The sequence below is a fragment of the Bifidobacterium minimum genome (assembly GCF_000741645.1).
Lineage (GTDB): Bacteria > Actinomycetota > Actinomycetes > Actinomycetales > Bifidobacteriaceae > Bifidobacterium > Bifidobacterium minimum.
This window is the reverse complement of record NZ_JGZD01000006.1, coordinates 115,520-129,015: the sequence shown is the minus strand read 5'-3', so window position 1 is coordinate 129,015 and position 13,496 is coordinate 115,520. Positions and strand designations below refer to the sequence as shown.

The 13,496-nt window shown below is 65.4% G+C and carries 11 protein-coding genes and 1 pseudogene; 3 read left to right on the top strand and 9 right to left on the bottom strand.

All coding sequences use genetic code 11. From position 1 onward, the window contains the following. Positions 1-60: 60 nt before the first annotated feature. Positions 61-1,209 (top strand): adenosine deaminase, encoded by a 1,149-nt coding sequence (locus tag BMIN_RS01895; RefSeq protein ID WP_081928444.1) that lies wholly within the window; start codon positions 61-63, stop codon positions 1,207-1,209. Beyond that, positions 1,206-1,994, top strand: a complete 789-nt coding sequence (locus BMIN_RS01890; protein WP_022861256.1) for a mechanosensitive ion channel family protein — start codon at positions 1,206-1,208, stop codon at positions 1,992-1,994. Before BMIN_RS01895 ends, BMIN_RS01890 begins: the two co-directional genes overlap by 4 nt. Before the next feature lie 115 nt (positions 1,995-2,109). Here BMIN_RS01890 and BMIN_RS01885 read toward each other — a convergent pair whose 3' ends face one another. The 9 genes and pseudogenes from BMIN_RS01885 to leuC form a co-directional block, all read right to left on the bottom strand. Further along, positions 2,110-3,216 (bottom strand): CPBP family intramembrane glutamic endopeptidase, encoded by a 1,107-nt coding sequence (locus tag BMIN_RS01885; RefSeq protein ID WP_152595228.1) that lies wholly within the window; start codon positions 3,214-3,216, stop codon positions 2,110-2,112. 99 nt (positions 3,217-3,315) lie between these two features. Beyond that, a pseudogene (locus BMIN_RS01880) lies at positions 3,316-4,484 on the bottom strand (D-alanine--D-alanine ligase family protein). A 225-nt stretch (positions 4,485-4,709) separates the two neighbouring features. Continuing rightward, entirely contained in the window at positions 4,710-5,705 is a 996-nt protein-coding gene (locus BMIN_RS01875; protein ID WP_022861253.1) for an NAD(P)H-dependent glycerol-3-phosphate dehydrogenase, read from the bottom strand. 157 nt (positions 5,706-5,862) lie between these two features. Next, positions 5,863-6,759 carry a lysophospholipid acyltransferase family protein gene (locus BMIN_RS01870; RefSeq protein ID WP_022861252.1) on the bottom strand — a complete coding sequence of 299 codons (897 nt, stop codon included), beginning with the start codon at positions 6,757-6,759 and terminating at the stop codon, positions 5,863-5,865. A 140-nt stretch (positions 6,760-6,899) separates the two neighbouring features. Further along, positions 6,900-8,225 (bottom strand): UDP-N-acetylglucosamine 1-carboxyvinyltransferase, encoded by a 1,326-nt coding sequence (murA, locus tag BMIN_RS01865; RefSeq protein WP_022861251.1) that lies wholly within the window; start codon positions 8,223-8,225, stop codon positions 6,900-6,902. 231 nt (positions 8,226-8,456) lie between these two features. After that, positions 8,457-9,578 carry a beta/alpha barrel domain-containing protein gene (locus tag BMIN_RS01860; RefSeq protein ID WP_022861250.1) on the bottom strand — a complete coding sequence of 374 codons (1,122 nt, stop codon included), beginning with the start codon at positions 9,576-9,578 and terminating at the stop codon, positions 8,457-8,459. Beyond that, positions 9,578-9,856 (bottom strand): Lrp/AsnC ligand binding domain-containing protein, encoded by a 279-nt coding sequence (locus BMIN_RS01855; RefSeq protein ID WP_022861249.1) that lies wholly within the window; start codon positions 9,854-9,856, stop codon positions 9,578-9,580. Before BMIN_RS01855 ends, BMIN_RS01860 begins: the two co-directional genes overlap by 1 nt. A 404-nt stretch (positions 9,857-10,260) precedes the next feature. Then, positions 10,261-10,956, bottom strand: coding sequence for a 3-isopropylmalate dehydratase small subunit (gene leuD / locus BMIN_RS01850; protein ID WP_022861248.1), 696 nt, complete (start codon positions 10,954-10,956; stop codon positions 10,261-10,263). Positions 10,957-11,069: 113 nt separating this feature from the next. After that, positions 11,070-12,473 (bottom strand): 3-isopropylmalate dehydratase large subunit, encoded by a 1,404-nt coding sequence (gene leuC, locus BMIN_RS01845; RefSeq protein ID WP_022861247.1) that lies wholly within the window; start codon positions 12,471-12,473, stop codon positions 11,070-11,072. Between the two features lie 136 nt (positions 12,474-12,609). On the opposite strand from leuC, the gene BMIN_RS01840 reads away from it, so the two are divergent. Beyond that, entirely contained in the window at positions 12,610-13,473 is an 864-nt protein-coding gene (locus BMIN_RS01840; RefSeq protein WP_022861246.1) for an IclR family transcriptional regulator, read from the top strand. Positions 13,474-13,496: the final 23 nt, after the last annotated feature.

Genomic DNA, 13,496 nt, shown 5'->3' with positions numbered 1-13,496 from the left:
ACGTTCCCCACACCCCCTGTATCCCCCGTATCCCCGCTATCCTCCGCATTCCCCGCCGATATTCTCGGACGGCCGAACGCCTCCATCGCGACGGAGGCCGCCGATCCGCTGACGTCACTCCCCAAGGCGGAGCTTCACCTGCATATCGAGGGGACGCTGGAGCCGGATCTGGCCCTTGAGCTGGCACGAAGGAATTCCGTGGCCCTTCCATGGACGGATCTGGCGACGCTGCGGCGTCAATACCAGTTCGACGACCTGCAGTCGTTCCTCGATCTGTACTATCGGCTCATGGCCGTCCTGCGCACGGCGGACGACTTCCGCGACCTCATGCTGGCCTATCTTGAACGCGCCTCCCATGACGGCGTTCTGCACAGCGAGATCTTCTTCGACCCTCAGGTCCATATGGGCAACGGACTGTCCATCGACACCGTCATGGACGGTCTTCTGGAGGGGATGCGTCTGGGACGCGAGCGCTGGGGCATCACCAGCTCCCTCATCCTGTGCATCGTGCGCGATCTCCCCGTCGAATCGGCCGAGCGGACGCTGGACGCCGTGGAGCACCGCGTGGGGGACCTCGTCGGCATCGGGCTGGACTCCGCCGAAGTGGGATACCCACCTTCGCTGTTCACGGGGGTGTTCGACAGGGCCGGCCGCATGGGTCTGCATCGCGTGGCGCACGCCGGGGAGGAGGGACCCGCCGGATATGTGTCGCAGGCGCTGGACCTGCTTCACGTGGAACGCATCGACCACGGCGTCCACAGCGCCGACGACGCCGGCGTGGTCAGGCGTCTGGCGGCCGACGACATCCCGCTGACCATGTGCCCCCTATCGAACACGCGCCTCCACGTGGCGTCCTCGGTGCGTGATCTTCCCATCGCCGCCCTTCTGGACGCAGGGGTGAAGGTCACGCTCAACTCCGACGATCCCGCCTATTTCGGCGGTTACATCGCCGACAACTACCGTGCGTTGGAGCGGGACGCGGGAATCGCGTTGAAGGATCTGGCGACCATGGCGCGCAACTCCATAGAGGCGTCGTTCGTCGACGAGGACGAGAGACGACGGATGCTTGCCATGCATGACGCATGGCTCAGGCTCCGTCTTCACGACGATGACGAGGGGAAGGCGAAAGTGGCAGGCATGAAGGGGACGGACGCGGACGGGACTAATACGGAAGGGACGGACGCGGAAGGGACGAACACGGGCGCATGAACGACGAGCTGATCATCACCATCGGAAACTGGTTCACGACGAACGCCAACCGCATCGCGCTCCTTCTGGTCGTGGTGGTGGCGGCGGCCATCGCCACCAAGGTGCTGGTGTCGATTCTTCGGCACGCGCTCGATCGCTCGCACATACCCAGCGTATCCATATTCGTCAATCTCGCACGCGTTCTGATATGGACGGTGGCCGCCGCCATCGTGCTTCAGCCGGTTTTCGGCATCAATCCGACGACGCTGGTCACCGCGCTCGGCATCGGAGGCCTGGCCCTGTCCCTGGGTCTCAAGGACACCATCGCCAACATCGTCGGCGGCTTCGGTCTGATGATGGGGCACGTCATCCATCCCGGCGATCTCATCGCCATCGCCGGAACCACGGGAACGGTCACCGACATCACCTGGCGGCAGACCGTGATGCTCGAACGCAACGGGAACAAGCTCGTCATCCCGAACTCCGTGCTCAACACGTCCGCGCTCGAACGAATCGTCCCCGCGAACGAATCCTGCGTGGACGTCCCCTTCACCATCAAGGCGGGAACCCCGGTGGACGACGCCGAACGATGGATCATCACGCGGGTCCGGTCCGCAACCGCGGACATGGCGACGCCATCCGGCTCGGTTCTGGTGAGATTCTCCGGGTTCTCCCCCTACGGAATCGAGGGAAGCGTTCTGGTGTTCGCGGCGCCCGGCGTCCTCGCCTCGACGATCCGCGACGCGACGGTAAGGGCGTTGGCCAGCGCGGACTTCATCGAACAAAGGGCCGCCATAGGGCAGTGACGGAGGGCCGTGACGGAGGACAGTGACGGCCGCGGAGGGGCCGCGGTATCGGCACCGCGAGGGCGGAGGTGAATACGGGGGCGAATACGGGAGAATACGGAGGCGGATGCGGGAATCACATGATCATGGTGATGACCATAACCGACAGGCACAGCACGGCATAGACGACCATCCCGGGATTCAGGAACGCGGCCCTGGCCCGCACGCCACGGCCAAGCTCATAGGGAGCCACGTAGAATTCGATACGCCGGCGATCCCGGACAAGGATGACCACGCCGAGGATGATCACGGCCATCAGCGCGAAGGCATAGACGAGATATATGGCGACGCCCACCCCCGCCGACGCGACGGCGCTTTCCACGGCCTGGATGGAGCCGGAGTCGATGGCATCCAGAGTGTCCTTCCCCAGCAACGACAGAACCCACGGGGCTATGACCGAACCGTTGAGGTTGATGATCATATGCATCGCCACGCTGTATCTCAGCCGGGAGGTGCGCATGTAGGCGTAGCCGAACACCAGCCCCAGCCCGAAGGCGTAGAAGAACTGGTAGATGTTCAGATGGAACAGCGCGAAGGCGAGGGCCGATATCAGGATCGCCGTCCGCTCGCCGTAGGCCCTGAGACGATCGATGATCTGCTTGCGGAACATCCACTCCTCGAAGATCGGGGCGAGGATGACCACGAACAGCACCATGGTGGGCGTATCGGATCCGAGAAGAAGATCGTCCAACCCGTTGGACGCGGTGCCGCCCGACAGCAGCGCGGCCAGAACGGAACCGATGATGCTGCCGGCGTACATCAACGGGACGCAGACGACAAGAAGCCTGACGAACTCCCCCGCGCCCATGGAGAACCGGCGCGTCGGCAGCCGGGGGACCGCGGTCAGAACGACCAGCGACAGCGGCATCGCCACGAGGTACAGCGGGCCGCTGGATGACAGCAGCGTCATCCAGGTGGGAAACGATCCATCCGAGGACCGCGGAACGACGAGGGCCAGCAGCGCATAGACGATCAGCTGCAGCGAGATCCACAGCAGCAGCATGACGGACAGGCCCGCCCCCACATGGGAGAACCTCCGCCGAACGACCGTCCAGTCACGCGGGGCGAACGGCCATGGCCGCCGATCGTCGGATTCGCGCGGAGGTTCCGGCCCGGAACCGGCGGGGCCGGTCGGCGGCGTTCCGGCACCAGAACCATACGACCCGTCATCCCAGCCACTCATATCAGCCTCCTGCCATTGCGTGTTCTCCGTATGTCCAGACCGCGTCATTGCCGCCGCGTCGGTAACCACCGCGTCATTCAACCGCGTCATTCAACCGCGTCAGCGGCCTGCGCCATCGATCAGCGTCCCGATCAGTTCGGCATAGCTCACACCGGTCGCCTCCCAGGCCTGGGGATACATCGAGATCGGAGTGAAGCCGGGCATCGTGTTGATCTCGTTGACCGTCACCCGTCCATCGGCGGTGACGAAGGTGTCGACGCGGCTCAGCCCCGTGCCGTCGACCGCGGTGAACGCCCTGGCCGCGACGTCCCGCACGCGGTCGAGAACCTCCCGGGGGAGCTTGGCGGGAACCTCGACATGGGACGCCTGCGAATCGGTGTACTTGCTGTCGAAATCGTAGAACTGCTCATCGCCCTCGGCCCGTCGATCGAGGACGATCTCGCCAGGCCAGCTCACCCGCGGCCTATCGGTGGGACGGGCGGCCAGAACAGCGCACTCGATCTCCCGGCCGTCGATCCCCTCCTCGATCAGAACCTTCCAATCATGGCGGGAGGCCTCGGCCAGCGCCGCGGACAGGACCTTCTCGTCCGGCGAATCCACACGCGTCACGCCGAAGCTCGACCCCGCCCTCGACGGCTTGACGAAAACCGGGTACCGAAGACCCGCGGCATCGATCCGCGCCAGAACACCGTTGACGCCCATGGCATCGACGGCATGGCTATTCCCCGGGTCGCGCCCTGGCCGGACGCCAGATCCACCCGGCGCATGTCCACGGTGATCCCGGGAGCCACGGGAATCCCCGCCGACGAGAGCACGAGCTTCGTGTAGTGCTTGTCCATGCACACCGCGGAGGTCAGCACGCCGCATCCCACGTATGGGACGGACATCATCTCCAGCAGTCCCTGCACCGTCCCGTCCTCGCCGTACGGACCATGCAGCACGGGAAAGACGACATCGATGTGGCCCAGGGACTCGACGGTCCCATCCGGGTTCCTCACCAGGAAGCCGTCGCCACCCCGCGACGGGTCGAGGACGACGTCACGCGACCGCGCGGTTCGCTCCACGGTGGGCAGAGCATCAGCATCCAGCCGGAAACCACGCGGATCGTCCCCTCCCACGATCCAGCGCCCATCCTTCGTGATGCCCACGGGAACGGGATCGAACCGTTCACGGTCCATCGCCCCCAGAACGCCCGCGGTGGACACGCACGAGATCGAATGCTCGTCCGCGCGCCCACCATACAGCACCGCCACACGTTTTCTCACCATATCGGACCTCGTTTCCTTCACCACGTTCCCGTCACCACACGTCATACCCGCGTCACCGCACGCCCACACGCCTCACCGGCCGGCCGCGCGGCCGTCACGCCGACTCCATACACCGCCGATCGGGTCTCGCGCAGCACTCGTCGGGTCGTACAACACGCGTCGGGTCGTGCAGCACGCGCCCCTGGTCCGCCGACGATCCGGCCTCCGCAGGAGCACGCGTCAATCCTATTCTTCGACGATATCCTCCCCGAAAAGCGCCGAAAGCATCTGTGAGCACGAAATCCCCTCACGAAGAACACGATCCATCGCCGACGCCAGCGGGGTCTCCACCCCGAGGCGCCTGCCCAGACCGACGACGGCCGCCGTGGTCGGGACTCCCTCCGCGACCCCGTTGCTCACCCGCGTGGCCTCATCGACGCTCATCCCCTTGCCCAGATTCGCACCGAACGTGTAGTTGCGGCTCAGGGAGGACCCGCATGTGGCGATGAGATCGCCCACGCCGGCAAGGCCCGAGAAGGTCCTCGCATCGGCTCCGGCGGCGGAGCCCAGTGACGCGAGCTCCGCCAGCCCTCTGGTCTCCACCATCGCCGCCGTGTTCTCGCCGAAGCCCGCCCCGCGGACCATACCCACGGCCAGGGCGACGACGTTCTTCAGGGAGCCGCACATCTCCACGCCGATCACGTCGGAACTCACGAAGGCGCGGAAATAGTCGGTCGTGCAGGCGCGCGCGACCTTTCGGGCGACATCCATATCAGCGCATGCAACCACGGTGGCGGCGGGCTGACGATCGGCTATCTCGCGGCTGAGGTTCGGCCCCGAAATCGCGACGAACCTATCCTCAGGCAGCCCAAGCGTCTCGCGCACGACCTCATCCATGCGCTTGTCCGTCCCGCGCTCGATCCCCTTCATCAGGGAGACCACCACCGCGTCGTCGGGAACAAGGCTGCGAAACGGCTCCAACGCGACCCGGGCGAACTGCGCCGCGATCGCGACCACGACGACGTCCGCGGACCGCATCGCCTCACCACGGTCACCGGTCGCGCGCATGGCGTCGGGAAGACGCTCGACGCTGGGAAGCCGCACGGGATTGCGGTGCGATCCCTCGATCGCATCGACGATGTCCGGCTCCTTGGCCCACATGGTGACATCGTTGCCCGCATCGGCCAGAACCTGACCGAAAGCAGTGCCCCACGCGCCCGCGCCCAAAACCGTGACCTTCATATCCGAGCACTCTCCTTGCCCTGTCGTGCGATGCGCCAATCCACATCCGCCGTCCATATGTCCCATGCCATCGTCTTCCGCCGCATCCTACCGTCACGCCCGAGCGATCCGCCGGGGATCGACGGACGACGGCCTCGGCTACCGAGCAATGCTACGCTTATGCCTTTGTCCCACGCGGAACACGACTCATCGTCCGGTAATCCCAGTACCCCTCCGACGGCGGACGCTCACCCCGAATCTCGGCCATGACGTCCTCCATCCGGTTCCTGATCCTCTCGGTCAGCGCGGCGACCGCCTTGCGGGGAGGCTCCTGTCCCCAGCCTTCCATCCCCGACAGCAGATCGGCATAGTCCAGCTGGGCGTCAAAGCACATGACCACGTTCTTCCGCGGCCACGGCCACCAATGGTTGATGCTGGCGGCACCCCACGTGATCGAGCAGAAAAGAGGGATCTGACGTCCCATACGCCTGGACGCCTCAAGAGCGATATAAGCGGCGCCATCCTTGAGGCTCATCGGCCATTTCTTCGGGTCGCGCGTCACCGTGCCCTCCGGCCAGACCGTCAACGGCCGACCCGACGTGAGGATCCGGACCGACTCCTCCTCGATGGCCTTCGCCTTCCCGCTTCTCCGCGGCACGGGCTGCATGCCGACCAGCCGGAACCAGCGGCCGATAACCGGCCAGGAGGCCAGCTCGGCCTTGGCCATGAACCGTGGACGGCGACCCATATGGAACAGGGCCATCATGGGCACGAACACGTCATACATCGTGACATGGGTGGCCGCCGTGATGAAGGGGCCGTCAAGCGGGACGTTCTCCAGTCCCCAGGCGCGGATCCTGCTATGCGTGCGAAGAACCACCGACACCCCGCCCAGAAGAATCCTCGTGGCGCGGGGATTCTGAGCGTCGATCTCCGCGGTGTTGGGTTCGCGCGGGCCGGTGGGGAAATACCGGGTCGGATCGACGAGATGATGATGGGACGCCACGATCCTGACCCGATCGTCCGACAGCGGATCGACGGCCGAACGAGGCGACGGCTTTCCTTTGGATGTCATAACCACCATTGTGCCGCAGATGGGCGGACAGCCGCGAACCACCTCCGGAAACGGCGGTCGCGGACACTCACACCAGCCTTCCGTCAACCTTCCGGCAGCCTGCCGCCAAACCCCACCGAGGCCGCGGCGGACGGCCGACGTCAGTCGATATCGGCCCCCAGCGCCAGCAGCTTGCCACGGAAATCGGCGTATCCCCGATCGATCAGGCTGATGCCATGAACGTCGGACGGCCCGGTGGCCGCAAGCGCCGCGATGAGGTGACTGAATCCTCCGCGCAGATCGGGCACGTCGATGTCGCGGCCGGTAAGAGGAGTGGGCCCGAAGATCACCGCGGAGTGCTTGTAGTTGCGCTGCTGGAAACGGCAGGGAAGGGATCCGAGGCATTCACGATACAGCTGGATGGTGGCGCCCATGTCGACAAGCGGCTCGGTGAAGCCGAAGCGGTTCTCGTAGACGGTCTCATGCACGATCGACAGCCCGTTCGCCTGGGTCAGGGCCACGACCAGAGGCTGCTGCCAATCGGTCATGAAGCCGGGATGCACATCCGTCTCGATCGCCACGGGCCTGAGATCGCCGCCCGGATGCCAGAATCGGATGCCGGAATCCGTGATGTCGAACTCGCCGCCGACCTTTCTGAACACGTTCAGGAAGGTCATCATGTCCTGCTGCTGCGCCCCCTTCACGAAGATGTCCCCGTGGGTCGCCAGAGCCGCGGAGGCCCACGACGCCGCCTCGATCCTGTCGGTGAGCGCCGTGTGCACATAGCCCTTGAGATGCTCGACGCCCTCAACGCGGAACGTGCGGTCGACGTCGACGGAGATCATCGCGCCCATCTTCTGCAGCACCGCGACCAGATCCATGATCTCCGGCTCGATGGCGGCGCCTGACAGCTCGGTGCGCCCATCCGCAAGCACCGCCGCCAGCAGGGTCTGCTCGGTGGCCCCCACCGACGGGTACGGCAGATGGATCTTCGCGCCGTGCAGACCATTGGGCGCGGTGATGTGGATACCGTCGCGATGCTCCTTGTCCACGGTGGCGCCCAGCTTGCGCAGCGTCTCGAGATGGAAGTCGATGGGTCTGCCACCGATGTTGCAGCCGCCCAGGGCCGGGATGAACGCCTCCCCAAGACGATGCACCAACGGGCCCGAGAAAAGGATCGGTATGCGGGACGACCCCGACAGGGTATCGACATCCGCCACATCGGCCAGACGCACGTTCGACGCGTCGATGGTCACCACCCCCGCGGAACCGTCCACGTTCACGTCGACGCCGTGGAGCCCGAGCAGATCCGACACCACATGCACGTCACGGATTTCGGGAACGTTCTTGAGCACGGACACGCCGGGGGCGAGAAGCGCGGCGACCATCGCCTTGCTGACGAAGTTCTTCGCGCCACGCACCTTGATGACGCCGTTCAGCGGCTTGCCACCCTCGACATGAAGAACGTCCTCCCTGATCTCGGCCATCGTCCGAATCCCTTCGTCTAATTCCTCCGCCCCGCCGGCGATGTGGCGGTCCGGGAACCGTCGGGCATCACGACGCGAGCCATCCTTGCGTAACGTCTCCTGCCACAGAGCGTCTCCTGCCATAGTGCCACATCGGTTGTGGTGGCCCCGTGAAATGCGCCGCTGGCGGACCCGCGCGCGACCTCGTCGGGTCGGACACGCAGGCGGGAAGGAGACGGGAGGACGGAAGCGCTAATCGGCGAGCGCGCGCACGCTCATGGCGAGATCGGGGTCCCACATCGCCCCGGTGGCGCTCATCACCGCATCGGCGCCCAACCGCCGATACTCGCGATAGTCCCGGGCGGTGGTCACTCCCCCGACCCCGACGATGACGAAATCCACGCCACGCCGACGGCGGATCGCGGCAAGCCGACGGACCATGTCCTGCCCCGCCGCGCGAATGGCCGCCCCACACACGCCGCTTCGCTCACGTCCCTGGCCGGGCAGGGCCTGACGCCCCCGGGAGTCCACCAGCCGCGCCGATATCGTGTTGATCACCGAGAATCCCTGAGCCAGCCCGCGCGCCGCCGTCCGGCCCACGATCTCGTCAAGCATCGCATCGTCCGCGAGGAAACCGAGCTTGACGAGCAGAGGCCTGTCGCCGATCTCGTCCTTCACGGCCTGCGCGATATCCCCCACGAGCTTCGGATCATGGCAGAGAAGCCGATTGCGGCCTTCGTTGGGGCAGCTGGTGTTCATCTCCATCATCCTCGCGCCGGTCTCGCACACCAGCCGCGCCGTACGGACATGGTCGGCCACATAGTCGTGGACGTCCATGCCGGGGACGCGCGATCCCTGGAAGCTGGGCAGAAGCAGCTGGCCCGGCCCGGCCGCCGCCATGGCGTCCCGCATATCGGGCTGCCAGACGTCCGGATCCCGTGAGGGGACGCCGAAGGAATTCGATATGGATATCGGGTCGGAGAAGCGCGTGTCGGCAAGCACGCCCTCGTCGGGCTCATCCCCCCGGGGATCAAGCTGTCCGTCATCCGACCGGGGATGCACCGACACCACGTTGGGGAAGGGATTGCATGGCCATGCGCGCGACCGCACCGTCTTGTACACGGCGATGTCGTATCCGCGGCGGAAGGCGGCGGTCGTGAAACGCGAGTTCAGAAGCGGCCCCGCGGGAATCCCGAAGGGCACGCCGACTGGCTCACCCAGAAAGGTCGGGCCATCGGCCCTCCGACCGGCGTCCGATCCATCATGCGGGTCGTAGCACGGCCGGGCGAACTCGCCGAACGGCCCATGGGCGTAGTTGTCCTCGAACGATCGGCTGACGTCGTACAACGGCTCTCCGGTATCGGCGACCGCCATCAGTCCACACCGAGATCGAACGCGGCGGCCTCGTCCCTGGTCGAGTACTGGCGGAACGCCATAAGCGTCTGCGTCGAGACCACGCCGTCGACCTTGGCTATTCCCTCGGGAATGATGGAGGCGAGGTCGCCGAAATCCGGCGTGGAGACGATCGCCACCAGATCGACGTCACCCGCGACGGAATACACGTCGCTTACGCCCTTGAGCTCGACGATGCTCTGGGCCGCCTGTGAGATCTTGTCGGCCTCGGTAGTGATGAGAACAACCGCATCAGCCATATCTGCGCTCCTTAAGACCACGGGACCCCTGTCGGCCGGTTGGATCGCGAAAAGACCAAAAGCCCCGGCAAATGCCCCTATTCAATGTTCCTATCAATCGATGTTCCTATCAATCGATGTTCCTATTACCGGTTCCGACCCGCATGGCCCGCTTCGGACCCTTCCGAAGGTCCCGGGAACCCGCCGACGCCGGACGCCGCATACCGCGCACCATTATAGAAGCCCCGGCGCCGCTCGGCCCGTCGACGTCCATCGGGCGGGCGGCGGGAAGGTGGCGGGAAGGACTGCGCCGCCATCGGGCGCCGGAACCGCGCCGAAGCCCGCGTATGGGATCACGGAAACGTCGCGGGATCACGGGAACGTCGCGGATGAGCCGCGCGCGCCGACACCGTGGTCGCGCCGGGTCAGACCGTGCCCGTGGAGCGTTCGGACAACGGGCCGTCCCAGCTCGTGTCCCGGGGCGACCGGGCGGAGGACACCTCCTCCTCGGGAAGATGCCTGGCGGGAAGCGTCGTCGGCTTGAAGGGGAACCGCTCGGCGCGCATGCGCTCATAGGCGGCGATGTCGTCCTCATGGCGAAGCGTGAGATCGATGTCGTCATAGCCGTTCATCAGGCGCCACCGCGTGTAGTCGTTGACCTCGAAGGGCAGCGTCACGTCCCCGCAGGTCACGGTCCGAGATCCCAGATCCACAGTCATGGAGCGTCCTGGCTCCTCCTCAAGGATCTTCCAGAGCAGCTCGACGCTCTCCTGGGGCATGATCGCCGCCAGAACGCCGTTCTTCGCGGTGTTTCCATAGAAGATGTCGGCGAAGCGCGGGCTGATCACGACACGGAACCCATAGTCGTGCAACGCCCACACCGCATGCTCCCGCGAGGATCCGATGCCGAAGTCGGGTCCGGCCACGAGAACCCTCGCCCCGGAGTACTCCGGACGGTTGAGGATGAACTCGGGATTGCGTCGCCATGCATAGAACAGCGCGTCCTCGAATCCGGACTTCGTGACCCTTTTGAGGAACACCGCCGGGATGATCTGGTCCGTGTCGACGTTCGAACGACGAAGCGGCACTCCGACTCCGGTGACCACTGTCAGCTTTTCCATAAATCAGGTCCTTCTTCGGCTTTCCGCCGATCGTCAATCCACCATGGACGCCCGGTCCGCACGACTGCCGCATCCACGTTCATGTCAGCCTTCACGTCAGCCTTCACGCCCGCTCACAGATCCTCGGGGCTGCTGATGGTGCCCCGGATGGCCGTGGCCGCCGCCACGGCGGGAGAAGCCAGATGGGTACGGGACCCCTTGCCCTGACGCCCCTCGAAATTGCGGTTGGAGGTCGAAATGGAACGCTCGCCGGGAACCATCTTGTCAGGGTTCATGCCCAGGCACATCGAGCATCCCGCGTTGCGCCACTCGGCCCCGAAGTCGCGGAACACGCGGTCCAGTCCCTCGCGTTCGGCCTGAAGCCTGATGCGGGACGAAGCGGGGACGACAAGCACGCGATGGATGGATTTGGCCTTATGGTGGCCCTTCATGATGGCCGCCGCGGCCCGGAGATCCTCGATCCGCCCGTTGGTGCACGAACCGATGAAAACCGTGTCGACGGCGATGTCCTTGATGGGCATTCCGGGTTTGAGTCCCATATACCGGATGGCGGAATCCGTGGCGGACCTTCTGCCTTCGTCGGCGATGGCCTCCGGGACGGGCACCGTGGCCGTGATGGGCGAACCCTGACCGGGGTTCGTCCCCCAGGTGACGAAGGGCGCGAGCTCCCGGGCGTCGATCGTCACCGATTTGTCGAAGACGGCGTCGTCGTCCGTGCGCAGCGTCTTCCAATAGTCCAGGGCGTGATCCCACATCTCCCCCTCGGGCGCGTGGGGACGACCGCGAAGATAGTCGAAGGTGGTCTGGTCGGGGGCGATCATGCCGGCCCGCGCCCCGGCCTCGATGGACATGTTGCAGATCGTCATGCGCTCATCCATCGACATGCGGCGAATGGCTTCCCCGCGGTATTCGATGACATGCCCCTGCCCTCCGCCGGTGCCGATCTTCGCGATGATGGCGAGTATGACGTCCTTGGCGGTCACCCCGCAGGGAAGTTCGCCCTCGACGTTCACCGCCATGGTCTTGAAGGGTTTGAGCGACAGCGTCTGCGTCGCCATCACATGCTCGACCTCGGATGTCCCGATGCCGAACGCGAGCGCGCCGAAGGCCCCGTGCGTGGAGGTGTGCGAGTCCCCGCACACTATGGTCATTCCGGGCTGCGTCAGTCCCAGAACCGGAGCGAACGCATGCACGATCCCCTGATCGGCGTCGCCCAGTCCGTGAAGGCGGATGCCGAACTCCCTGCAGTTTCTTTCGAGCGTGGAGAGCTGGACCGCGGACGTCTTGTCGGGATTGGGCAGATCGATATCCACCGTGGGGGTGTTGTGGTCCTCGGTGGCGATGAGCAGATCCCGTCGTCGGGGCCGGCGCCCGGCCAGACGAAGCCCTTCGAAGGCCTGCGGGCTCGTGACCTCATGCATCAGCATCAGGTCGATGTACAGGAGGTCGGGGGCCCCGTCCTCCCCCCGACGCACCAGATGATCATTCCAGACCTTCTCGGCAAGCGTGATTCCCAATACACTCACTCCTTAGCGGGAATTCGACCCGTGGACGACGTCAGCCACATCATTGCGTGACCCGTCTCCAGAATATGAGCGGCTTCGCCATTCCCGGACTTTTGCGTTTCACCATGTGAGATGCAATAATCCCCTTATGACCTCACAGAAACCACGTACGACAACGGACGAGCGCCCGCAGCACACTTCGGACGGCAGTTTCTCCGACTCGGCCTCCGCCACCGACCCAGGCTCCGCCGCCGCTACCGCAGCGACGGCATCGGAAACACCCAACGATGACATCCATTCGGGTGTCGGGGTGCTTGACAAAACGGTCAAGATCCTGGACGCCCTCGAGTTCGGGCCCACCACCCTCGGCCAGCTGGTCACGGCCACCGGACTCGCCCGGCCGACGGCGCATCGTCTGGCCATCGCCCTGGAACGGCACAGGTTCGTCATCCGCGACCAGCATGGCCGGTTCATGCTTGGATCGCGATTCGCGGAGCTGTCCGCCGCCGCCGGCGAGGACCGGCTTCTGAACGCCGCGGGGCCCGTGCTTCAGACGCTTCTCGACAGGACCGGGGAATCGGCCCAGATATATCGGCGTCAGGGGGACCAGCGCATATGCATCGCGGCCGTGGAGCGCGCCAGCGGACTCAGGGACTCGATACCCGTGGGGGCGCTGCTGTCGATGGAGGCCGGCTCAGCCGCGCAGATACTCCTGGCGTGGGCGGATTCCGAACGGCTGCATATGGGGCTCCGTCAGGCCAAGTTCACCGCGGCCCAGCTTGCCGCCGTGCGCCGCCGCGGATGGGCGGAATCCATCAACGAACGCGAGAAGGGGGTGGCTTCGATTTCGGCCCCCATCCGCAATGCGAGCGGACAGGTCATCGCGGCCGTGTCGATCTCCGGTCCGACCGGACGAATGGGTACCATGCCGGGACGCCGCTATGCGCCCCTGGTCATGGCGGCGGGCAAATACCTCACCGACACCCTCATCAAGGCCGGATCCTCGATCTAAGCCGGACATCAGACCCGGCCGGA